At 71.4% G+C, this 22,326-nt stretch carries 22 protein-coding genes and 1 pseudogene; 15 read left to right on the plus strand and 8 right to left on the minus strand.

Annotation, left to right across the window (positions count from 1 at the left end; all coding sequences use genetic code 11):
* Positions 1-137: 137 nt before the first annotated feature.
* The 5 genes from ABZ567_RS30805 (at position 138) to ABZ567_RS30825 (ending at position 8,604) form a co-directional block, all read left to right on the plus strand.
* Positions 138-1,184, plus strand: coding sequence for a LacI family DNA-binding transcriptional regulator (locus tag ABZ567_RS30805; RefSeq protein WP_360796254.1), 1,047 nt, complete (start codon positions 138-140; stop codon positions 1,182-1,184).
* 613 nt (positions 1,185-1,797) lie between these two features.
* On the plus strand, positions 1,798-3,504 hold the full coding sequence (gene araB / locus ABZ567_RS30810; protein ID WP_360796257.1) for a ribulokinase: 1,707 nt from the start codon (positions 1,798-1,800) through the stop codon (positions 3,502-3,504).
* Positions 3,505-3,570: 66 nt separating this feature from the next.
* On the plus strand, positions 3,571-5,079 hold the full coding sequence (gene araA / locus ABZ567_RS30815; RefSeq protein ID WP_360796260.1) for an L-arabinose isomerase: 1,509 nt from the start codon (positions 3,571-3,573) through the stop codon (positions 5,077-5,079).
* A gap of 73 nt (positions 5,080-5,152) precedes the next feature.
* Entirely contained in the window at positions 5,153-5,866 is a 714-nt protein-coding gene (gene araD, locus ABZ567_RS30820) for an L-ribulose-5-phosphate 4-epimerase AraD (RefSeq protein ID WP_360796263.1), read from the plus strand.
* 185 nt (positions 5,867-6,051) lie between these two features.
* Complete coding sequence (locus tag ABZ567_RS30825) at positions 6,052-8,604, plus strand: alpha-L-arabinofuranosidase C-terminal domain-containing protein (protein ID WP_360796265.1); 2,553 nt, start codon at positions 6,052-6,054, stop codon at positions 8,602-8,604.
* Positions 8,605-8,723: 119 nt separating this feature from the next.
* Here ABZ567_RS30825 and ABZ567_RS30830 read toward each other — a convergent pair whose 3' ends face one another.
* Positions 8,724-9,272: a flavoprotein gene (locus tag ABZ567_RS30830; protein ID WP_360796268.1), complete on the minus strand. Its 549-nt coding sequence runs from the start codon at positions 9,270-9,272 to the stop codon at positions 8,724-8,726.
* Positions 9,273-9,342: 70 nt separating this feature from the next.
* Between ABZ567_RS30830 and ABZ567_RS30835 the strand changes: the two genes are divergently transcribed.
* Both ABZ567_RS30835 and ABZ567_RS30840 read left to right on the plus strand, forming a co-directional pair.
* Positions 9,343-9,570: a hypothetical protein gene (locus tag ABZ567_RS30835; RefSeq protein ID WP_360796271.1), complete on the plus strand. Its 228-nt coding sequence runs from the start codon at positions 9,343-9,345 to the stop codon at positions 9,568-9,570.
* A 9-nt stretch (positions 9,571-9,579) separates the two neighbouring features.
* Positions 9,580-9,954 carry a fic family toxin-antitoxin system, toxin component gene (locus ABZ567_RS30840; protein ID WP_360796274.1) on the plus strand — a complete coding sequence of 125 codons (375 nt, stop codon included), beginning with the start codon at positions 9,580-9,582 and terminating at the stop codon, positions 9,952-9,954.
* Here the strand turns inward: ABZ567_RS30840 and ABZ567_RS30845 are convergent.
* From ABZ567_RS30845 to ABZ567_RS30870, 6 genes and pseudogenes are all read right to left on the minus strand, one after another.
* Positions 9,953-10,155 (minus strand): annotated as a pseudogene (locus ABZ567_RS30845) (DUF2236 domain-containing protein); the annotation flags it as partial. The gene ABZ567_RS30840 and the pseudogene ABZ567_RS30845 sit on opposite strands and share 2 nt — an antisense overlap.
* Positions 10,156-10,372: 217 nt before the next feature.
* Positions 10,373-11,797 carry a cellulose binding domain-containing protein gene (locus ABZ567_RS30850; RefSeq protein WP_360796276.1) on the minus strand — a complete coding sequence of 475 codons (1,425 nt, stop codon included), beginning with the start codon at positions 11,795-11,797 and terminating at the stop codon, positions 10,373-10,375.
* A gap of 47 nt (positions 11,798-11,844) precedes the next feature.
* The gene (locus tag ABZ567_RS30855; protein WP_360796279.1) at positions 11,845-13,329 is read right to left on the minus strand and encodes a beta-N-acetylhexosaminidase; all 1,485 of its coding nucleotides are present in this window, start codon (positions 13,327-13,329) and stop codon (positions 11,845-11,847) included.
* A 9-nt stretch (positions 13,330-13,338) separates the two neighbouring features.
* Positions 13,339-14,172, minus strand: a complete 834-nt coding sequence (locus ABZ567_RS30860) for a carbohydrate ABC transporter permease (RefSeq protein WP_360796282.1) — start codon at positions 14,170-14,172, stop codon at positions 13,339-13,341.
* Positions 14,169-15,068 carry a sugar ABC transporter permease gene (locus ABZ567_RS30865; protein ID WP_360796285.1) on the minus strand — a complete coding sequence of 300 codons (900 nt, stop codon included), beginning with the start codon at positions 15,066-15,068 and terminating at the stop codon, positions 14,169-14,171. The genes ABZ567_RS30860 and ABZ567_RS30865 overlap by 4 nt, the downstream gene beginning before the upstream one ends.
* Positions 15,065-16,324 (minus strand): extracellular solute-binding protein, encoded by a 1,260-nt coding sequence (locus ABZ567_RS30870; protein WP_360796288.1) that lies wholly within the window; start codon positions 16,322-16,324, stop codon positions 15,065-15,067. The genes ABZ567_RS30865 and ABZ567_RS30870 overlap by 4 nt, the downstream gene beginning before the upstream one ends.
* Positions 16,325-16,498: 174 nt before the next feature.
* Between ABZ567_RS30870 and ABZ567_RS30875 the strand changes: the two genes are divergently transcribed.
* The 5 genes from ABZ567_RS30875 to ABZ567_RS30895 all read left to right on the plus strand — a co-directional run bounded on the left by ABZ567_RS30875 (position 16,499) and on the right by ABZ567_RS30895 (position 19,546).
* Entirely contained in the window at positions 16,499-17,266 is a 768-nt protein-coding gene (locus ABZ567_RS30875) for a GntR family transcriptional regulator (protein ID WP_351218422.1), read from the plus strand.
* A 76-nt stretch (positions 17,267-17,342) separates the two neighbouring features.
* Complete coding sequence (locus tag ABZ567_RS30880; protein ID WP_360796291.1) at positions 17,343-18,107, plus strand: GntR family transcriptional regulator; 765 nt, start codon at positions 17,343-17,345, stop codon at positions 18,105-18,107.
* A 154-nt stretch (positions 18,108-18,261) separates the two neighbouring features.
* Positions 18,262-18,465 carry a cold-shock protein gene (locus tag ABZ567_RS30885; RefSeq protein WP_360796293.1) on the plus strand — a complete coding sequence of 68 codons (204 nt, stop codon included), beginning with the start codon at positions 18,262-18,264 and terminating at the stop codon, positions 18,463-18,465.
* A gap of 207 nt (positions 18,466-18,672) precedes the next feature.
* Positions 18,673-19,071 carry an STAS domain-containing protein gene (locus ABZ567_RS30890; protein ID WP_360796295.1) on the plus strand — a complete coding sequence of 133 codons (399 nt, stop codon included), beginning with the start codon at positions 18,673-18,675 and terminating at the stop codon, positions 19,069-19,071.
* Position 19,072: 1 nt separating this feature from the next.
* On the plus strand, positions 19,073-19,546 hold the full coding sequence (locus tag ABZ567_RS30895) for an ATP-binding protein (protein WP_360796298.1): 474 nt from the start codon (positions 19,073-19,075) through the stop codon (positions 19,544-19,546).
* Here the strand turns inward: ABZ567_RS30895 and ABZ567_RS30900 are convergent.
* Complete coding sequence (locus ABZ567_RS30900) at positions 19,494-20,411, minus strand: SigB/SigF/SigG family RNA polymerase sigma factor (protein ID WP_360796301.1); 918 nt, start codon at positions 20,409-20,411, stop codon at positions 19,494-19,496. The two genes, ABZ567_RS30895 and ABZ567_RS30900, sit on opposite strands and share 53 nt — an antisense overlap.
* Before the next feature lie 414 nt (positions 20,412-20,825).
* On the opposite strand from ABZ567_RS30900, the gene ABZ567_RS30905 reads away from it, so the two are divergent.
* The 3 genes from ABZ567_RS30905 to ABZ567_RS30915 all read left to right on the plus strand — a co-directional run bounded on the left by ABZ567_RS30905 (position 20,826) and on the right by ABZ567_RS30915 (position 22,234).
* On the plus strand, positions 20,826-21,410 hold the full coding sequence (locus ABZ567_RS30905; RefSeq protein ID WP_360796304.1) for a type 1 glutamine amidotransferase domain-containing protein: 585 nt from the start codon (positions 20,826-20,828) through the stop codon (positions 21,408-21,410).
* A gap of 18 nt (positions 21,411-21,428) precedes the next feature.
* Positions 21,429-21,617 carry a CsbD family protein gene (locus ABZ567_RS30910; protein ID WP_360796307.1) on the plus strand — a complete coding sequence of 63 codons (189 nt, stop codon included), beginning with the start codon at positions 21,429-21,431 and terminating at the stop codon, positions 21,615-21,617.
* A 143-nt stretch (positions 21,618-21,760) separates the two neighbouring features.
* Positions 21,761-22,234, plus strand: a complete 474-nt coding sequence (locus tag ABZ567_RS30915; RefSeq protein WP_360796310.1) for a hemerythrin domain-containing protein — start codon at positions 21,761-21,763, stop codon at positions 22,232-22,234.
* Positions 22,235-22,326 lie beyond the last annotated feature (92 nt).

Here is a 22,326-nt window from a genome sequence, read left to right on the forward strand (position 1 = left end):
TCGTCGCGACGTGGCAGCCGGGGCCCGGCAGCCCCGGTGGAGCTAGATTGTTAGCGCTCACACCGATGTGATACAAGAGGCGCTAGGCTTTTTCTCACATCGATACACAGCCGTGAGCGGAAAGAAGGGAGGCAAACGTGGCACATTCCGCGGAAGACGTCCGCCCGCCGACGATGGCCGACGTCGCGAAAGAGGCGGGCGTCTCCCACCAGACCGTCTCCCGGGTGCTGAGCGACCACCCCAACGTGCGTGCGGCCACCCGCGAGCAGGTCACCCTGGCCATCGAGCGGCTCGGCTACCGGCGCAACTCCGCCGCACGGGCGCTGGTGACGCGCCGCACGAAGACCCTGGGCGTCATCGCGGTCAACACCTCCCTCTACGGCCCGGCCAGCACCCTGACCGGTGTTCAGGAAGCGGCGCGGGACGAGGGCTACCTCGTCTCCACCGTCAACCTGCGCACCGGAGAGGGACAGGGACTCAAGGACGCCATCGACCACCTCGCGTCATGGGGCGTGGACGGTGTCGTCGCCATCACCCCCCAGCGCTCGCACGTACAGGCGCTCGCCGAACTCGCCGCGCCCTTCCCCGTGGTCACCGTGGAGGGCGGTCACCAGCTCGACCTGCCCGGAGTCTCCCTCGACCAGGAGCTCGGCGCCCGCCTCGTCACGGAACACCTGCTCGCCGCCGGGCACGACACCGTTTGGCACGTGGGAGGCCCCGACGACTGGCTGGAGAGCGAGGCCCGCGCCGAGGGCTGGCGCGCCGCCCTGGAGGAGAGCGGCATCCGCCCGCCACGCGTACTGGCGGGCGACTGGAGCCCGCTGTCCGGGTACCGGGCGGGGCAGGAACTCGCCGGACTCGTCCTGGCCCGTCGCGGAGCGACCCCGGTCACCGCCGTCTTCGTCGCCAACGACCAGATGGCGCTCGGTCTCCTGCGGGCGCTGCGCGAAGCCGGCATCCGCACTCCGGGACAGGTGGCCGTCGCCGGTTTCGACGACATCCCGGAAGCCGAGTACTTCCCGCCGCCGCTGACGACGGTCCGCCAGGACTTCACCACCATCGGGCGCCGGAGCATCGGGCTCCTGGTGGACCACATCGAGGGGCGCGCCCGGAAGGCCGAGCACCTCCTGGTGGAACCGCAGCTCATCATGCGCGCCAGCACCCGCCCTTCGAGCGACGCCTGACGCGACCGCCGCTGGCGCCGCCGGCCTCGCGTCCTTACGGTGACGTCTCAGACGACCGGCGGCTTCCGCTTCCGCCGCCGTGCTTGTGACCGTCTCCGACAGGTCCGTGCGCTGGTCGGCGTCGGGGTCGTCGTTCCGCCGGTCCGGCGCGGGCGCCCAGGCGGCATTCCCGTCCGCTGGTCGGCGTCGGGGTCGCCGTTCCGCCGGGCCCGCCTGCGCCGAGGCGGCATTGCCGTCCGCCCCGGCGCCAGGGTCGTCTTCCCGTCCGCCCCCCGGTGCCGGGGGTGTGGTCCCGCCCGCGCGGGGCCCCTGCCTGCGCGGCACCTCACCCGCGTGGCGCCCTGCCTGTGCGGCGCCTTGCCCCCGCGGTGCCCCGACCGCGTGGCGTCCCGCCCGCGCAGCCCTCCGCCCGCCGCCCCGCTCCCTGCCGACCGTGCCGGAAGCGGAGCGCCGGGCTGTCCTGCGACCGTGAAAGTGAGCGCTCACTTCCGACGGGCCATTTCCCTTACCGAGTTCGACGGAAGTGCACGTGGGTCTTGTCGAACCCCAATATGAGCGCTAACAATCAGCGGGGGCGCTTCTCTGCCCCCCGCCCACGAGGAGAGACCGCATCGTGACCACACACGCCCTTTCCGGCCCTGCGGACCGCCACGATCCCGAGGCCTGCACGATCGGAGTCGACTTCGGCACCCTCTCCGGGCGTGCCGTCGTGGTCAGGGTCCGGGACGGTGCCGAACTCGGTTCGGCGGTCCACGAGTACCGCCACGCCGTCATCGAGGACCGTCTCCCGCGGACCGGCGCCCCCCTCCACCCCGACTGGGCCCTGCAGCACCCGGAGGACTGGCGCGACGTCCTGCGCACCGCCGTCCCGGCGGCGGTCGCCGACGCCGGAGTCCACCCCACCCGCATCATCGGCATCGCCACCGACTTCACCGCCTGCACCGTCCTGCCGACCACACCGGACGGCACCCCCCTCGCCCTCACAGCCGAATGGGCCGACCGCCCCCACGCCTGGCCCAAACTGTGGAAGCACCACGCGGCCCAGGGCCAGGCCGACCGCATCAACGCCCTCGCCCACGCACGGGGCGAGAAGTGGATCGCACGGTACGGCGGCAAGATCTCCTCCGAGTGGCAGTACGCGAAGGCCCTGCAGGTGCTGGAGGAGGACCCCGCCGTCTACGCCGCCTGCGCCCGCTGGATCGAGGCGGCCGACTGGATCGTCTGGCAACTGACCGGCACCGAGTCACGCAACACCTGCACCGCCGGCTACAAGGGGATCCACCAGGACGGCGCCTACCCCTCGCCCGACTTCCTCGCCCGACTCCACCCGGACTTCGCCGACTTCCCCGCCACGCGCCTGGAGCACCCCCTGTCCCCACTGGGCTCCCGCGTCGGCACCCTGAGCAGCCGGGCCGCCCACTGGACCGGCCTCCCCGAAGGCGTACCCGTCGCCGCGGGCAACGTCGACGCCCACGTGGCCGCGCCCGCGGCGGGCGCTGTGGAGAACGGCCGGATGCTGGCCATCATGGGCACCTCCACCTGCCACGTCCTCAACGGTGCCACCCTCGCCGAGGTCCCCGGCATCTGCGGCGTCGTCGACGGTGGCATCGTCGAGGGCGCCTACGGCTACGAGGCCGGTCAGAGCGCGGTCGGCGACATCTTCGCCTGGTGGCTCCGACAGGGCGTCCCGGACCACTACCGCACCGAGGCCACCGCCTCGGGCGAGGACCTGCACCAGCTCCTGACCCGCAAGGCCGCAGGACAGCCGGTCGGCGCGCACGGCCTGGTCACCCTGGACTGGATGAACGGCAACCGCTCCACCCTGGTCGACCATCACCTGTCCGGAGTCATCGCCGGACTGACCCTCGACACCCGGCCCGAGGACGTCTACCGGGCTCTGCTCGAATCCACCGCCTACGGCACCCGGATGATCGTCGAGGCGTTCGAGGACGGCGGGGTTCCCGTCGAGGAGTTCATCGTCACCGGGGGCCTGAAGAAGAACGCCCTCCTCATGCAGATCCACGCCGACGTGCTCCGCCGCCCCGTCTCCCTCGGCACCTCCGAACAGGGGCCGGCACTCGGCTCGGCCATCCACGCCGCCGTCGCCGCCGGCGCCTATCCCGACGTCCGCTCCGCCGCCCGCGCCATGGGAAGCGTCCAGCGGCACGCGTACGTACCCGACCCCGCGCGGGCGGACGCCTACGACGCGCTCTTCCACGAGTACCGCGCCCTGCACGACCACTTCGGCACCGGCGCGGACCTCCTCCTGCACCGCCTGCGACGGATCCGCAACGCCGCACACACCACGACCGCCGACTGACCGGACCGCGCACCGGCGCACCGCCCCGACCTCTCCACCCCAGCACCTCCGAGGAGCACACGCCACATGACGCTTCCCCAGCCCGACCGCGAGATCTGGTTTCTCACCGGCAGCCAGGCCCTCTACGGCGAGGAGACCCTGGCCCAGGTCGCCACCCAGTCACGCGCCATCTGCGCGACCCTCGCCGACCAGCCGCAGATGACCGTCCGCCTCGTGTGGAAGCCGGTGCTCACCGACGCGGCCGCCATCCGCGCGATCTGCCTGGAGGCCAACGCCGACGACCGCTGCGTCGGCCTGATCGCCTGGATGCACACCTTCTCCCCGGCCAAGATGTGGATCTCCGGCCTCGACGCCCTGAGCAAACCCCTGCTCCATCTGCACACCCAGGCCAACCGTCAACTGCCCTGGTCCACCATCGACATGGACTTCATGAACCTGAACCAGGCCGCTCACGGCGACCGGGAGTTCGGCTTCATCCAGACCCGCCTCGGTGTCCCCCGCAAGACCGTGGCGGGCCACGTCTCCACCCCTGACGTCGCCGACCGCGTCGCGGGATGGGCCCGCGCGGCCATCGGCCGCTCCGAGCTGACCACCCTCAAGCTCGCCCGGTTCGGCGACAACATGCGCGACGTCGCCGTCACCGAAGGCGACAAGGTCGAGGCACAGCTGCGGTTCGGGGTCTCGGTCAACACCTACGGCGTGAACGACCTCGTCGCCGCGGTCGACGCCGCCGACCAGGACACCGTCACCGCGCTCATCAAGGAATACCAGGACCTCTACGCCCTGGCACCCGAGCTGCGACCCGGCGGCGAACGCCACGACTCCCTGCGCTACGCCGCCCGGATCGAAGCCGGACTGCGCACCTTCCTCACGGAGGGCGGCTTCCGCGCCTTCACCACCAACTTCGAGGACCTCGGCGGCCTGCGCCAGCTGCCCGGCCTCGCCGTGCAGCGCCTGATGGCGGACGGCTACGGCTTCGGCGGCGAAGGGGACTGGAAGACCTCCGTCCTGCTGCGCACGCTCAAGGCGATGGCACACGGCCTGCCCGGCGGCACCTCCTTCATGGAGGACTACACCTACGACCTCACGCCCGGCCAGGAACTCATCCTCGGCGCCCACATGCTCGAGGTCTGCCCCTCCCTGACGACGGCGACACCCACCTGCGAGATCCACCCGCTCGGCATCGGCGGCCGCGAGGACCCGGTCCGGCTCGTCTTCGACGCGGCCCCCGGTCCGGCCGTCGTGGTCGGCATGGCAGACATGGGCGACCGGTTCCGCCTCGTCGCCAATCACATCGACGTCATCTCCCCGCCCGAGCCGCTGCCCCGGCTCCCCGTCGCCCGGGCCGTCTGGCGCCCCCGGCCCGACCTGCGTACCTCCACCGAGGCCTGGCTGACGGCGGGAGCACCGCACCACACCGTGCTGACCACCGCCCTCGGCGGCGAGGAGCTCGACGACCTCGCCGAGATGCTGCGCACGGAGCTCGTCGTCATCGACCAGGACACCACCGTTCGGAGCTTCACGCGCGAACTGCGCTGGAACCAGGCCTACCACCGTCTGGCACAGCGCCTGTGACCACCCCCGCCCCGCACCCCCGCCGCCCCGCGGCGGCGCACATGACCGCCTCCCGCCCAGGACGGAGCACCGCGTGAGCACGACCGTTTCCAAGGAGCTGCGCCGAGAAGTACTGGAGGCCAACCTCCGCATCCCCCGAGCCGGGCTCGCCACCCTCACCTGGGGAAACGTGAGCGGTGTGGATAGACAGGCCGGCGTCTTCGTCATCAAGCCCTCGGGAGTGGCCTACGAGATCCTGAGCGAAGAGGACCTCGTCGTCGTCTCCCTGTCCGACGGGCGGGTCGTGGACGGCCGCCTGCGCCCGTCCACCGACACGGAGACACACCGCAGCCTCTACCTGGCCTTCCCCTCCATCGGAGGCGTGACCCACACGCACTCCACACACGCCGTCGCCTTCGCCCAGGCACGGCGTCCCATCCCGGTGCTCGGCACGACCCACGCCGACACGTTCAACGGCCCCGTCCCCGTCACCGACGCCCTCACGCCGGAGCAGTGCGCCGAGGACTACGAGTACAACACCGGTCAGGTCATCGTGGACCTGCTGGACCGGGACGACACCAGGGCCCGCGAGATCCCCGGCGCCCTCGTCGCCCACCACGGCCCCTTCACCTGGGGCACCGACGCCACCACGTCCCTGGAACACGCCGTCATCTGCGAGGCGGTGGCCGAGATGGCCCTCCACACCATCACCCTGGGCGCCGTCGAACCCCCGCAGCACGTACTGGACCGGCACTTCACGCGCAAGCACGGGCCCGACGCGTACTACGGCAACCCCGGCAGCGTGTGACCACCCCCGGTACCGCCGCGGCGCGCCGCACCCGCCCGCGCGCCGCAGCGCGACGACGCCCTGACGTCACCGCGCACATCGGGCCGACGGGAGTCCGCATGCCGATGAACGCCAGGGCCCCGCCCGTACGGCACCGGGCACCGAGAGCACGACGACCCGAACCGTCCACCTCAAGGAGAGCCGCCTTGCGCACGCGCAACCGCACCACGAGAAAAGCCGGTGTCCTCGTCAGTGGCCTGCTCGCCACCTCGCTGGCGACCGGTCTCCTCACGCAGTCCCCGGCGGCGGCGGACCCCGCCGTGACGGACTACACGCTGTCCGTCGACGCCGACCGTACGGGACCGGCGATCGACCCCACCATGTACGGCGTCTTCTTCGAGGACATCAACAACGCCGCCGACGGCGGCCTCTACGCCGAACTCGTACAGAACCGCTCCTTCGAGTACAGCCCCGTCGACAATCGCGCCTACACCCCGCTGACCTCCTGGCAGCAGACCTCGTCCGGCGGTGCCACCGGCACCCTGAAAGCCGTCGACGACGCCCAGCGGCTGAACGAGCGCAACCGCACCCACCTGCGCCTCGACCTCGCCGGCACGGGCGGCGCCACCGGCCGCTTCGGCATCGTCAACAGCGGCTACGGCGCGGGCATGGCCCTCAAGGAGGGCGCACGGTACGACTTCTCCGTCTGGGCGCGCACGGACAGCGCGGCCGGTACGCGCCTCACGACCGAACTGCGCTCCGGCGACGGCACCGTCCTGAGCGCACCGCTGGACATCGCCGTGCGCGGCGACCGCTGGGCCAAGTACACCGGCACGCTCGTCCCCAAGGTGACCACCACCGCCGGACGGCTCGCGGTGACGGGTCGGGGTGCCGGAACCCTGCGCCTCGACATGGTCTCGCTCTTCCCCCGCGACACCTACAAGGGCCGCAAGAACGGGCTGCGCAAGGACCTCGCCGACAAGATCGCCGCGCTGGACCCGGGCTTCCTCCGCTTCCCGGGCGGCTGCCTGGTCAACACCGGCAGCCACTACGCCTACGAGGCCCCGAACTGGGAACGCCGCCGCTCCTACCAGTGGAAGGACACGATCGGCCCGGTCGAGCAACGGGCGGTCAACGCCAACTTCTGGGGTTACCACCAGAGCTACGGCCTCGGATACTACGAGTACTTCCAGTTCTCCGAGGACATCGGCGCGATGCCGCTGCCCGTCGTACCCGCTCTCGTCACCGGCTGCGGGGAGAACCGCGCGACCGACGACCCCGCGCTGCTCAGGCGGCACATCCAGGACACCCTTGACCTGATCGAGTTCGCCAACGGCCCCGTCACCTCCCCCTGGGGCCGCAAGCGCGCCGAGATGGGCCACCCGAAGCCCTTCGGCCTGACCCACCTGGGCGTGGGCAACGAGGAGAACCTGCCCGACGCCTTCTTCGCCCGCTTCACCGAGTTCCGCAAGGCCATCGAGGCCAGGTACCCGGAGATCACGATCGTCTCCAACTCCGGCCCCTCCTCCGGCGGCGCCACCTTCGACCGGCTGTGGGACCTCAACCGTCAGGCCGGTGTCGACCTGGTCGACGAGCACTACTACAACACCCCGCAGTGGTTCCTGGAGAACAACAACCGCTACGACTCCTACGACCGCACGGGCCCCAAGGTCTTCCTCGGCGAGTACGCCTCCCGCGACAACCGCTTCTCCAACGCCCTGTCCGAGGCGGCGTTCATGACCGGCCTCGAGCGCAACGCCGACGTCGTCAAGCTCGCCTCGTACGCCCCGCTGCTGGCCGACGTGCACCAGAACCAGTGGCGGCCGGACATGATCTGGTTCGACAACAACCGTTCCTGGGGCTCGACGAGCTACGAGGTCCAGAAGCTGTTCATGAACAACACCGGTGACCGGGTCGTACCGAGCCGCGCCTCCGCCACACCTTCCGTGTCGGGCCCGATCACCGGCGCGATCGGCCTGTCGACGTGGGCCACCGCGGCCGCCTACGACGACGTCGAGGTCACCGCCGCGAACGGCACGTCCCTGCTGAAGGACGACTTCTCCGCCGGTGCCTCCCGGTGGACGCCGGCAGCCGGACGGGGCGCCTGGGCCGTCGAGGACGGAGCGTACGTCCAGTCCGACGAGGCCGCGGAGAACACCCTGGTCACCGCGGGTGACACGGGCTGGCAGGACTACGACCTGAAGGTCAGGGCCACGAAGAAGTCCGGCCGGGAGGGCTTCCTGGTCGCCTTCGGCGTACGCGACACCGGCAATCTCTTCTGGTGGAACCTCGGCGGCTGGGGCAACACCCGCTCCGCCGTGGAGAAGACCACCGACGGAGGCAAGCAGACCCTGCTGGAGAACGCCACCACGATCGAGACGGGCCGCCCCTACGACATCCACGTCCAGGTACGGGGCCGTCAGGTCACCCTCTATCTCGACGGGCAGAAGTGGGGCTCCTTCACCGACGACAAGACCGCCGAACCCTTCCGTCACGTGGTGACCAGGGACAAGGGCGACCTGGTCGTGAAGGTCGTCAACGCCCAGGCCACCGCGGCCCGTACGAGCATCGACCTCGGCACCGTCGACGTCGCCCCGACCGCCCGGCTGACCACCCTGGAAGGCGCGCCGGACGCGGTGAACAGCGCCGACGCCTCCCCGATCCAGCCGCGCAGGTCGACGCTGGCGGGCATCGGCCGTACCTTCACGCACACCTTCCCCGCCCATTCGGTCACCTTCCTGCGCGTCAGGGCCGGCTAGCGGAATCGGCGGCGGGTCGCATCGCTGCCCCACGTCCCGGCCGGGGAGGGCGATCGCCCTCCCCGGCCGGGACGCACGTGGTCACGGGCAGCGAGGTACGAGGACCCGCGTCCCCGCGGTCAGGCCGGGACGTCGAGGACGTCCACCACGGCGTCCAGGGCGGCACGCCACGGGAAGGTCGTGGGATCCCCCTCGCCCGGCTCGTGGGGTACGAACCCGCCCTCGCCGTACAGGACCCGCACTCCGGCACCCCGGAGCGTCTCGATCGACCGCTCGAACTGGGGATGCGCGGCGTACGCGGAGTTCACGCACGGCATCAAGGCCATCGGGATCCCCTTCCCGATGCCCTCCGCGACCACCCCCGCCAGCCACGTGTCCGTGATGCCGAGCGCCCACCGGTTCACCGTGTTGAACGTGGCCGGCGCGACGACGATCGCGTCCGCGCGCGGCCACGGCTCCGGGTCGCCGGGGAAACCGTAGTCCCAGCGCACGGGGTGGCCGGTGAGCACGGCGAGGCCGTCGAGGGAGTGCGCGAGCCAACGGGCCGCCGTCGGCGTGAGACCGAGGCAGACGTCCCAGCCGTCCGCCTGGGCCTCCTCGATGACCCGGGCGACGTCGAAGACCGGCGGGGCCGCGCTGCTGAACAGGTACAGGGTCCGAGAATCCATGGCCCTATCCGATCACAGGCCGTCGACCGGCCCCCTGCCGCGCCCGGCGGCGGACCGCTACCGTGGGCGCATGGCACGGGAGATCAGGATCGAGATCAGCGACGAGGCGTACGAGGCGCTGGAGCGGGCCGCGGCCGAGAGGCACGTGCCCGCCGAGGACTACGCGGGCCGGGTCCTGGACGCCGACCTGACGCGCACGCGGTTCGTGGAAGGCGCGCGTTCCTTCGTCGACCAGCACGGCAAGGCCTTCGCGGAGCGGTTCGGCGGCCCCGCGCGGCCCGGCGCCGACGCAGCCTGAGCCGGGTCCGTGACGTTGCTGCGGATAGATCTGTCCTGGCTGCTCGACGTCGCCCAGGCGGAGATCCCGGGCGACCCGGAGATCTCCGACTGGGGATCGTTCGAGGCGGCCCGTGCCCGCCATGTCTTCCGTGTGATGGACATCCCGGTCTACGACCAGCCGCACCACCGGGCCGCCGCGCTCCTGGAGCAGTTCGTGCGCGTCCCCGCCCTCGAACACTCCAACGAGCTGTACGGCGTCGTCGTCGCGGCGGCCTACCTCCACGCGTCCGGGTTCCCGGTGAGCGTGACGGCGGAGGAGGCCATCGACCTCGTCGAGCGGGTGGCCGAGGGCCGCGTCGACGTCCGTCGGATCGCGGCGGTCCTGCAGGAATGGACCCGCTGACACGCCCGCGGGTCAGCGGGGACAGCTCGAAAGACTGGTGAGGTGCCCGAGCCGGTCCAGGGCCCAGGCGCCCAGCGGGGCGCGGTCCTCGATGGTCTCCAGGACGCCCAGGAGATGCGGCACCGCCTTGACGAGCGTGTCCCACGCGGGCGCGTCGGGGCCGTCGAGCCCGTCGGCGCAGGTGTCCCCGACGAGGTGGCGCTCACCGTCACGTCCGCCGGCCGGCGCGACAGGGCGGCGCCGGTCACGCGCCACCTCGGCCGGCTTCGCGGCGTGCCCGACGGGACGGCGGAGCAACTCATTGACGAGTGATCGTCTCGCTCGGGCGTACGGACGGCCCCGCCCTGGTACACGGTGGAGGGGCCGGACCACGGTCGTTCCGTGACCCGGCCCCCCGCCTACCGCACCCGCCCCGCTGCTACGCGGCCGGCACCGAGTCCTCGAAGGTGGTGCCCGCCGAGCGGTACGCGCCGATCTTCGCGGCCACCTGGGCCGGTGTCAGCACCTGGTCCTTCACGTGCAGGACGTAGTCGACCTTCTGGTCGTAGGCGCGCGGGGTCGTCGACGTCTGGCCGGCCAGGTCGATCAGCCATTGGTTGAAGTTGATCGACATCGGGCGCTCGGGCAGGTAGCGCGCGTCGTGCCGGCCGAACTCCTGGCCGTCGACGTAGTAGACGATCGCCTGGTCGTCGACGGTCAGGACGAGGTCGTGCCAGCCGGCGTAGCTCGCCCGTACCTCGGAGTGCGCGTTGACCGCCTCCCACGGGTCGGGCCGGTAGGTCTCCCACGACGTGGTGTAGAGGATGTTGGCGGGCTCGCCCCAGCCGCCGTTGGGGAGGTACTCGAAGTCGTACTCGGCGTAGTCGTCGGCCATCGGCGCCTTGAGGTCGTTGATGGTGAAGAAGGTCTGGACGACGCGGTCGCCGTCCGGGCCGGAGAGCGGCGCGTCGGAGAACCGCACGCGCGCCGCGTACGTCCCGTTCTTGAACTTCGTCGCCCGGGTCAGGATCTCGGTGTGCCGGGTCGACTCGCCGGTCCCGGCGGTCGAGGTCCGCAGGTTCATGATCGAGTTCGTGCCCTCCTTGGCGAAGGTGACGTTCTCGGGGGCCCAGGTCGCGCCCGGCACGCCGGGACCGCCGGAGTTGGAGCGCACGCTCCAGCCGTGGGCGTTGATCGACGGGTCCGTGTGACCGGTGTAGTCGAAGTCGTCGAAGAGCGCCGCTCCTCCCGCGGGCGGAGGCGTCGTCGGGTCCGTGGGCGTCGGGGTGGGCTCGTTCCCCGCCGGGGCCGTGCCCCAGACCGGGACGCCGCCCACGGTCGCGGTGACCTTGGACCAGTTGGCGTAGGTGGTCCTGTCCCGTCCGAAGGAGTAGTCGTCGTTCTGGTTCAGCGGCTGCCAGTTGGAGCGGTGGAAGCGCAGCTGCATGTCGCCGGTGTCCGCGCCCGGGGCGAGCGAACCGGCGCCGGCGGTGAAGCCGACCTCCAGGTAGCGGTCGGCGGTCGCGGTGGGATGGGCCAGGGTGCCGAAGGTCCCGGTGAGGTTCGCGCAACCCTTCACGGCCCAGGAGCAGGCGTAGGTGTACGAGGCTCCCGCGTCGGCCTTGAAGTAGTAGCGGACCTTGACCTGGCTCAACGGGACGCTCGCCGTACCGGTGTTGACCACCTTGAGCCAGGGTTCGACCTGGTCGCTCCCGGTGGCGCTCTGCCGGTACTGGACGGTGACGGCCTCGCCGGCCGCCGCTGCCGGGAGCGCGGTGAGGGCGGTGGCACCGAGCCCGGTCACCGCGGCGGCGGCGAGCGCGGCGCGGAGCCGCAGCTTCCTGGTCCTCGTCGGGTCGCTCATGGGGGATTCCTCTCCTTGGATGGGGTGGAGCGGGGGTACGGGGGTGGTCACGGGGACGTGGGGGCGAGACGGCGCGGCACCCCGAGGGTGTCGAGCCGGGTCCTGTGGTGGCGGAGGCGGTCCTGGAAGCCGGGCCAGTCGTGGCGGCCCGTCCAGACGACTTCGGCCAGGGCGCAGAGCCGGGGGAAGGTGAGGTATTCGGCGTGCGCGTCGGTGGGCACGTACTCGGTCCACAGCTGGGCCTGGGCGCCGAGGACCCGGGCGGACTCCTCGGGCGTCCAGTCGGCGGGCGCCGGGTCGTTGCCGTGGACCGTGCGCAGGTCGACGACCTCACCGGCCTGGCCGGGCGGCTCCGCCGGGCTGGCTGACTGGGGGTAGTCGAGGTAGGTGGTCCGGTGGGGTGCCATGACGACCCGGTGGCCGCGCCGGACGGCGGTGCGGCCGTGGTCGGCGTCCCGCCAGGGCATCACCGTGAAGTACGGGGGGAGGTCGGCACCGTTCTCGGTCCAGGACAGCGGCACGCGGCCGGCGTCGAGGAGGTGGCGTCCGACCCGCTCCATGAACCAGCCGTGCAGGGCGTCGGGGCCGGGCAGCCCTTCCTCGGCTGCCCGGCGGAGGGCGGCGGGGGAGGTGTGCCACTCGGTGGTGGGGCACTCCTCGCCGCCGATGTGGACGTACGGGGAGGGAAAGACGTCCATGACCTCGTCGAGGACGGTGCGGCAGAAGTCGAGGGCCTCGTCGTGGACGCCGAGAATGGTGTCGCAGACGCCCCACCGGTCCCAGACGTCATAGGTGCGGCCCGGGTGGTTGCCGAGCTCGGGGTAGGCGGCGAGGGCGGCCCGGACGTGGCCGGGCATCTCGATCTCGGGCACGACGGTGACACCGCGCTCCGCCGCGTACGCGACGAGGCCGGTGAGTTCGGCGCGGGTGTAGGCCCCTCCGTGCGGCAGCCCGCCGACCTCGGTGAGCCGGGGGAGCGCGGCGACCGGCATGCGCCAGCCCTGGTCGTCGGTGAGGTGGAGGTGGAGCACGTTGAGCTTGTGGAGGGCCAGGAGGTCGACGTAACGCCGCAGGTAGGAGACCGGGCGGAAGCGACGGGCCACGTCGAGCATGGAGCCGCGCCACGGGAAGCGGGGGATGTCGGTGATCTGCACGCAGGGGACGGACCAGGCGACGCCCGGCACGGGCTCGCCCTGGAGGGCTTCGACGGGCAGGAGCTGGCGCAGCGTCTGGACGCCCGCGAGGAGGCCCTGCGGGCGCGCGGCCCGCAGCAGCACGCCCTCGACGCCGATGGTGAGGCCGTACCCCTCCTCCCCGAGGCCGGTGAGGGCGGGGTCGACGGCCAGGACGACGGAGCCGTCGGAGCGCGCGGGCAGCGGCAGCCCGGTGGCGGGGCGGAGGAGGGAGCGGAGCAGTCGGGCGGCGGCGTCGGCGCCGGGCGAGACCTTGAGGGCGGTCGTGGCGTCGAAGGTGAACGTGCCGGGCAGGGAGGACAGTTGGGTAGGTTCGGGAACGAGTCGGGGCAGGGGCATCGCGGGGCGTTATCCCTTCACGGCTCCGCCGGTCATTCCGGCGGCGACCCGGCCTTGCAGGACCAGGAAGAGGACGAGGACGGGCAGGGCGAAGAGGGTGGAGGCGGCCATGGTGGCGCCCCAGTCGGTGCCGAAGACGTTGGAGAAGGACGAGAGCCACACGGGCAGGGTGCGGTCGTCCTGGTTCTTGATGATCAGCATGTTGGCGAAGGCGAACTCGTTCCAGGCGGTGATGAACCCGAAGAGCGAGGTCGCGAGCAGACCGGGCGCGAGCAGGGGCAGGGTGACCCGCCGGAAGGCGGCGGCGCGGGTGCAGCCGTCAACCTGGGCGGCCTCCTCCAGCTCGGCCGGGACGGCGGCCAGGAAGGAGCGGAGGGTGACGATGGTGAACGGCAGGGTGATCATGAAGTAGACCAGGCTGAGGGTCGCGAGCCGGTCGAGCAGGTCGGCGTCCCGGGCGATGACGTACATCGGGATCAACAGCGCTTCCCACGGCGCCACCTGGGCCAGGAAGACCATGAGGATGAAGCCCCGCCGGCCGCGCCAGCGCATCCGGGCGACGGCGAAGGCGGCGGCGAGCGCCACCACGAGCGCGAGCAGGACGCACCCGGCGGTCACGAGCAGACTGTTGCGCCAGAAGATCCAGAAGCCGTCTGCCGCCACCGCGTTGCGGAAGTGCTCCAGGGTGACGGAGCCCGGCAGGAACCGGGGGGTCTCGGACTGGATGTCACGGGTCGGCCTGAAGGCGGTGAGGACCATCCAGTACACCGGGAAGACGGCCAGGACGAAGACGAGTGCCGCGGCGGTGTTCAGGGGGAGTCGGCGCAGGGCGCGCGGTGTCACCGGTCGGCCTCCTGTCGGAGCATCTGGCGGAAGTAGGCGAGGAGCACGGCCACGAGGAGGAGGACGGTCAGGGTCGAGACGGTCGCCCCGAGGTCGTAGCGGTGCAGGGACCTGGCCACCTGGTAGGCGTAGACGGGCAGGGTGGTCGTCGCCTCACCGGGCCCGCCCTTGGTCACGGCCCAGATCTGGGCGAAACACCGGAAGACCCAGATGACCTCCAGACAGAGCACGAGACCGAAGATCGGGCGCAGGAGGGGCAGCGTCACCGAGCGGAAGATCCGCCAGGCACCGGCCCCGTCGAGCCGGGCCGACTCGTACAGCTCCGCGGGAACGGTCAGCAGCGCCGAGTGCAGGGTGATGGCGGCGAAGGGGACCGACTGCCAGACCACGAGCAGGACCAGGACGGTGAACGCGGCGGGACCGTCGGCCAGCCAGGAGTAGCCCTCGAAGGACTCGAACCCGAGCCGAACGAGAACCCAGTTGACCACCCCGAGGCGCGAGGCGAAGAGCCACTGGAAGACGGTCGTGGTGGCGATGACCGGGCTCGCCCACGCCAGGACGAGCCCGCTCGTCACCAGGACGCGCGCCCACCGGCCGAGCCGCTGCATCATCAGGGCGACCAGGGTGCCGATCACCATGATCAGCGTGACGTTGACCAGCGTCCACCAGAAGGTGCGCCGGACGACCTCCCAGAACTGGGGATCGGCCAGGACCGTCCGGTAGTTGCGCAGCCCCACGAACCCGGCGCCGCCGCGGATGAGTTCGCCCATGCCGTACTCCTGGAGGGAGATCAGCAGATTGCGGACGAGGGGGTACGCGAGGAGGAGCACCCCGCCGATGACGGTCGGGGCCACCAGCAGGTAGGGCCAGAGGACCGGCCCGTTCGGCCGTCTCACGAGCCGAGCGTCCTGGTGATGCTCTGCGACGCGGTCGCGGCCGCCCGTGCGGGATCGGTGCCGGTGAGCACGGCCGTCATGTACTGCTTGATGGGATTGGTGGCCTCGACGGCCGCCCACTGGGGGGAGTTCGGCGTCGCCCGGCCACGGGCCGCGCCGGCGGCCATGGCGGCCGTGCCCTCGTCGTCCTGGATGACATGGGCGAGGGAGGTGCGGTTGGGGACGTAGCTCATGGTCCGCGCCATGTCCGTCTGCCACTTCTCGCCCGCCAGCGCCTTGACCACCTCGTAGGCGGCGTCGGGGTGGGTCGAGGCCTCCGGGACGATGAGGTCGGAGCCGCCGGTGAAGACCGCGCCGGGCTTCTCGGCGGACTTGCCGGGGACGGGGAAGAAACCGAGCTTCCCCTTGAGCGCGGGGTTGATCTCCTCGACGATCTTCGCGCCGCCGGGGACGGCGATGATCTGGGCGACGTCACCCTTGGCGAAGACCTCGGCCTGTGGGGGCTTGGCCTCGTCGGCGTCCTTGGGGCCCTTGCCGAGTGCCTGGAGCTTCCAGTAGAAGTCCATGCCCGCGAGGGCCTGCGGGGTGTCGAGCGCCCCCTTCCACGTCGTGCCTTCCTGGACGGCGAGGTCGCCGCCCTCCTCCCAGACGAAGCCGGACAGGGTGTACCAGTTCTGGCCGGGCAGGTAGATGCCCTGGGTGGCGCCCCGGTCGAGCTTCGCGGTGACGGCGAGCCACTCGGCCTGCGTCTTCGGCGGCGCGGTGACGCCCGCCCTGGCGAAGAGGTCCTTGTGGTAGATCACGACCCGGTTGGCCGCGTACCACGGGATGCCGTACTGCCTGCCGTCCACCTTCCCCGGTTCGGCGAGGCCGGGAAGCCAGTCGGCGCCGTTCAGCTCGGAGGTCTTCGCGCTGAGGTCGCGCACGCCGCCGCTCGCCGCGTACTGCGCGACCTGGGTGTTGCCGACCTCGATGACGTCCGGGGCGTCCTTGCTGGCGAGGGCGGCCGTGACCCTCTCGCCGATGCCGTCCCACTCCTGGATCTGGATGTCGAGGTCGATGTCCTGGTGCTCCGCCTCGAAGCCGGAGCGGAAGCGGTCGAGGAAGGCGTCGGTGACGCTGTCCTTCATGATCCACACGGTGACCTTCTCCGGTCCGCCGGAGGTCACCGGGTCGCCCGGACCACCGCAGGCCGTGGCGGCGAGGGCGACGGCCGCCGCGAGGGCGACGGGGCCGGAGAGGGGACGAGTCTTCACGGGCACCTCGATGCATGGTTGACCAATTGGTCAAGTGGTCAGGTGTGTGACCAGAAGGTGGCACGGACCGATGGAGCCGTCAATCCCTTGAAAACCATGAGCTGTTCACCCATCGACAGCACAACGGAGCCCGTTAGTATCGGACTTACCAGTTGACCAGTCAGGGAGAGCGGCATGAAGGACGGCTCCTCCAGCGGAGTGCTGAAGAGGGAGCGGGTTCGGGAGCACCTGCTGGGCCTCATCGAAGGAGGCGGCCCCGGCGACCCGATCCCCTCCGAGCGCACGCTCTGCGCCACCCTCGGGGTCTCCCGCCCCACCCTGCGCGCGGCCGTCGACGAACTCGTCGCCACGGGCGCCCTGGTACGGGAGCACGGCCGCGGCATGTTCGTCGCCCCCGCCAAGATCACCCAACGACTCGCCCCGGACGACGCCGCCTTCACCGTCCCGCGCGCCTCGGGCAGCTGGTCGAGCACCGTCCTGGAGTCCGCCACCGTCCGGGCCGGCGCCCGCATCGGACGCAGACTCCGCCTCTCACCCGCCGCCGAACTGCTCTACGTCGCACGGCTCCGGCTGGTCGACGGCGCGCCCATGGCCATCGAGCACCTGCACATCCCGGCGGACCTGGTGGGCGCCGCCCTCACCCCGGAGGAACTCGAAGCCGGCGACCTCTACGACCACCTGCGCGAGCACCATCGGGTCCACGTCCAGGAGGCCACCCAGTCGATCGAACCCACCGTCGTCAGCGAGGACGAGGCCGCGCTCCTGGACGTCCCCGTCCTCTCGCCCGCGCTGCTGATCGAACGCCTCACCCTCGACACCGCCCGCCGCCCCGTCGAGTACGTGCACTCGGTCTACCGCGGCGACCGCTACCGGATCGTCTCCCGGCTCGACTTCACCCGCGACGGCCTCGTGACCTCCTCGACCGAAGGAGATGCATACTGACCCCCAGCCGACGGCGCACGGGGAAACCCCGGGGGAGGGGACCCTCCGGCCGACGGCGCACCAGGGAGGGGACGCGATGGAGCTCAAGCGCGAGCGGGTGCGGCAGCATCTGCTGACCGTGATCGACGGACGCCGCCCCGGTGACGCCATCCCCTCCGAGCGCACGCTCTGCGCCACCCTCGGGGTCTCCCGCCCCACGCTGCGCGCGGCCGTCGACGAACTCGTCGCCACGGGCCTGCTGGTACGGGAGCACGGACGGGGCATGTTCGTCGCACCCGCCAAGATCACCCAGGAACTGGTCGCCGAACATCGGGCGCCCGGCGAGCCCCGGGGCCGCGGCGCCTGGACGAGCACGGTCCTCGAACTCCGTACCGTACGGGCCGGTGCGCGGATCGGCCGCAAACTGACGCTCTCCCCGGCGGCGGAGCTGGTGCACGTCACCCGCCTCCGCCAGGTCGACGGCGCTCCGATCGCCCTGGAGCACCTGTACCTCCCGGCCGACCTCGTGCCCGGACTCACCGCCGCCGACATGGAGGGCGGCTTCTACGCCCACCTGCGCGAGAAGCGCGGCATCCGGACCGCCCACGCCGTCCAGTCCATCGAGCCGACCGTACTGAGCGAGGAGGAGGCGGCGCTCCTCGACGTACCGGTCCTCTCGCCCGCCCTGCTCTTCGACCGGACCACCGCCGACACCACGGGCAGACCGGTCGAGTACGTCCGCTCGCTCTACCGGGGCGACCGCTACCGCATCGTCTCCCGGCTCGCCCTCCGCGAGGGAGTGACCGATCCTCCGCCGGCCGGGGACACCCGGGGCGGAGCGTGGTGGGAGTCGGTGGAGTGACCGCGTGCCCGGCCGTGCGAGAAGTCCTGTAAGAAGATCGGAACGGTGAGTGTAGGGACGGGCGGGGTGGGGGAGGACTGCAGTGGACGCCCGCAAGAGGGCGCCGCAGCGGACCGACACCGGGGCCGCTGCCGGATTGACCAGAAGGACGAGCATGGCCAGCGGCACCGTGAAGTGGTTCAACTCCGAGAAGGGCTTCGGCTTCATCGCCCAGGACGGCGGCGGACCGGACGTCTTCGCCCACTACTCCAACATCTCGGGCAACGGCTATCGCGAGCTCAACGAGGGCGAGGCCGTGACGTTCGACATCACGCAGGGCCAGAAGGGTCCGCAGGCGGAGAACATCGTCCGCGCCTGACCCCGGTCCCGCGCACCCCTCTTCAGACGGCGCCCGCACTTCGTACGGGCGCCGTCCGCGTGCCACGGCACCCGCGACCGCGCGCCCCTGGGCGGGCCCCGACCGCACCGGCCCCGTGTGACCGCCCGCGCCCGGGCGGCGCGGGCGCGGCATGCGCATGGGACAGGTGGAGAAAGGGCAAAAGGTACAGAGAAGGCTGGTGAGCGCATGGTGGACGAAGAGCGTGCCGGAGAAGGGGAGGGACTGCCAGGCCGGTTCGCGGTGGACGTCCGGCCCGTGCCGGGCGGTGACGCCGTCGTCCTGGTGCTGGCGGGCGAGCTCGACCGCGACGGTGTCGAGCCCCTGCGCGAGGCCTTGGAGCAGGGGGACGGCAGCGGGCGGATCATCGTCGACTGCTCCGGCCTGGGCTTCTGCGACTCCTCCGGACTCAACGCGCTGCTCAGGGCCCGGATGCGTATCGTGGAGGCCGGCGGAAGGCTTGAACTCTCCGGACTGCGGCAACCGGTGGACCGGATGTTCGAGATCACCGGCGCCCGAAGCGTCTTCGAGGTGTACGAGAGCACGGACGAGGCACTCGCCGGACGCGGCCGCGAAGGCGGCGGATGACATGCCCGAGAGCGTTGACGGCTTCCCGGAGCAGGTGCGCCGGCTCGCGCTGTACGGGACCCGGGGGGTGGTGGCGCGGTGTCGGGACTTCACCGCCGCCGCGCTGAGGGACTGGGGCTGGATCCCTCCGGAGACCGAGGAGGCGGAACAGCGGGTCGAGGACGTGCTGCTCCTGGTGTCGGAGGTCGTCACCAACGCGTGTCTGCACGCCGACGGTCCGGAGGAACTGGTCCTGCGGCACGGGCGGGCCGGGCTGCGGGTCGAGGTCGCCGACACCAGCCCCGAGCACCCGAGCGTCCAGCAGGCCCGGTCGCCCGCGCTGCCCGGCGGTCACGGGCTCATGGTGCTCGACCGGCTGGCCGGCGACTGGGGCAGCGAGGACAGGGGACAGGGAGTGACGGGGAAGGTGGTGTGGCTGGAGATCAGCCGTCCGTCCGGTCCTCAGTGGGGTCCTCCTGGAGAAGACCCGTCCTGAGCTCCTGGAGGATCCGCGTCAGCAGACGCGAGACATGCATCTGGGAGAGGCCGATCCGCTTGCCGATCTCCGCCTGGGTCAGCTCCTCGCCGAAACGCAGTTCCAGGATGGTCCGGTCCCGCTCGGGCAGCCGGTCGAGCAGCGGCCGCAGCGAGGTGAGGGACTCGATCAGCTCGTACGAGGGCTCGCAGGCGGCCAGGTGCCGCGGGCTCGCGCCGGGGGCGGACTCCTCGTCCCCCGCGGGGACGTCCAGGGACCGGGCGGCATAGCCGTGCGCCGCGAGCTGGCCCTCGGTGACGTCGTCCTCCGTCAGGTGGAGCTGCGCGGCCAGCTCCGCGCGGCTGGGACGCCGACCGAGACCCTGCTCCAGGGTGTCCGCCGCCTTGGCCAGGTCGATCCGCATCTCCTGGAGCCGACGGGGCACCCGTACCGCCCAGCTGGTGTCACGGAAGAAACGCTTCATCTCGCCGACGATCGTGGGCAGCGCGAAGGCGGAGAAGTCGACGGCGCGCCCGGGGTCGAAGCGGTCGATCGCCTTGATGAGACCGATCGTGCCGACCTGGATGATGTCCTCCACCGGCTCGGCTCGGTTCCTGAACCGGCGGGAGGCGAACTTGACTAGGCTGAGGTTGAGCTCCACCAGGGTGTTCCGGACGTAGGCGTGCTCCGGGGTCCCCTCTTCCAGGACCCGCAGCCGCTCGAAGAGCGCGGCGGAGAGTGTCCGGGCGTCGTCCGTCGAGACGGCGGTGGGGCAGGTCGGCTCGGGCAGACCGTCGAGCGCCGCCCGACGCGTCACGGCTCCCGGCGGACCTGCGGCTTCCGGCGCGTGGGGCGAGGTGGCCGAGCGGTCTCCGACGGTGGACATGAAAGCTCCTTCGACGGTGGCGGTGGGCCTGCGTCGCTGCCCTGGGCGGGAGCGGCGGGGGTCCCGTCAGTCGAACGTCCTGAGGGGAGGATGCCCGTTATGGTGATGTTTGACACGATTCTGCCGTAATTCGTACATGCGTGTCGTCGCCACTACTGCATTCGAGCCCAGGGCGATGAGGGCAGGCGCGTCCAGGCGGACGTGCATGAACGCACCCGGACGTTTCGTCCGGGCGTGATGTCTTCCATGTCGAGGGGTCCCCGCCTCGCCGCGTCGGGGTTTCCCCCATCTGTACCAGTTCATGTGCGCTGCGGAACTCCTCTTGCTTTCGACAGGTTTGATCGGCGCGCAGACGGTCAGCCGTAGAGACGATGGGGGGTAGGACCGCACCGGACCGCAAGAGAGGAACACGTTGTGTCGCTCGACGGAAAGCCCGCCCTCGACGGAAAGAACGTCCTCGTCCTCACCACGAACTACGGGACGGAGCAGGACGAACTCGAGAAGCCGATCGCCGTCCTGCGCGAGGCCGGCGCCCGCGTGACGGTGGCCGCGCAGAAGGACGAGCCCGTTCAGACCCTCGTCTCGGACCGCCGGCCGGGCTCCGCAGTCCAGGCCGACACGACACTGACCCAGGCCACGGCCGACGGGTTCGACGCGGTCGTCGTACCGGGCGGCACCCTCAACGCCGATCAGCTGCGCACCGACGACGACGCACGACGCCTCGTCTCGGCGTTCGCCGAGGCCGGCAAGCCGGTGGCCGCCATCTGTCACGGCCCCTGGCTCCTCGTGGACAGCGGGCTGGCCCGGGACCGGAAGCTGACGTCCTACCCGTCGCTCCGCCCCGACCTGGAGAACGCCGGGGGTGAATGGGTGGACCAGGAGGTCGTCGTCGACACCTCCGGCGCCCACCCCCTGATCACCTCCCGTACGCCCGACGACCTCGACGCCTTCTCGGCGGCGATCGTCGACGCGCTCGACGGCGGCGGGAACCGAGGCTGACGAGAGAGGAATCGACTCATGGCCAAGAGCGGGATGGAAAAGGGCAAGGGCAAGATCAAGGAGACCGTCGGCAAGGCGACGGGCAAGAAGGGGCTGGAGGCCGAGGGCAAGGCCGACCAGATGAAGGGCAAGACCCGAGAGGCCGGCGAGAAGGGCCGCAAGCGCGGCACGAAGGCCGTCGACGACCTGAAGCACCGCGCCTCCTAGACCACGGGCGCGCATCGGCCCCACCCGTGCCCCCGGCGGTCCTCCCGCCGGGGGTGCGGGTGACTGCGGCCGCAACGGCGAGGAATGGGAGTACCGGCCCGGGGCAACCGCTCGTGAGGCCGACGACAAGGAAGGGGCCCGTGATGGACGGGATCGTACTGCTCCGGGACGACCACAAGACCGTGGAGAAGCTGTTCAAGGAGTTCGAGCGGGCGGACGACGACGCGTACGAGCGGAAGCGGGAGATCGCGGACGAGGTGATCCGGGAACTCACCACGCACGCGTGGATCGAGGAGAAGGTCTTCTACCCCGCCGCCCGGGAGGCCGCCCCGGACACCACGGATCACGTCCTCGAGAGCGTCGAGGAGCACCACGTCGTGCTGTGGATGCTCTCGGAACTCGCCGGCCTCGACCCCAAGGACGAGCGGTTCGACGCCAAGATGTCCGTACTCATGGAGAACGTGCGCCACCACGTCGAGGAGGAGGAGCAGGAGTGGTTCCCCGACGTGCGCAAGGCCATGGGACGCAACCGCCTGCTCGAACTGGGTGAGCGGATGGAGGCCGCCCGGAAGGACGCTCCGAGCGACCCGCTCGACGTGCCGAGCGCCGACGAGTAGCGCCCGGTAGCGGGGAGAGTCGCGGCGGGCCGCCTCCGAGTGCAGCCACTTCAGCGTCCAGAAGTCGGCCTCCCTCCTCGGCCTGGGGAGCG

The organism is Streptomyces sp. NPDC016459 (genome assembly GCF_040632845.1).
Taxonomy (GTDB): domain Bacteria; phylum Actinomycetota; class Actinomycetes; order Streptomycetales; family Streptomycetaceae; genus Streptomyces.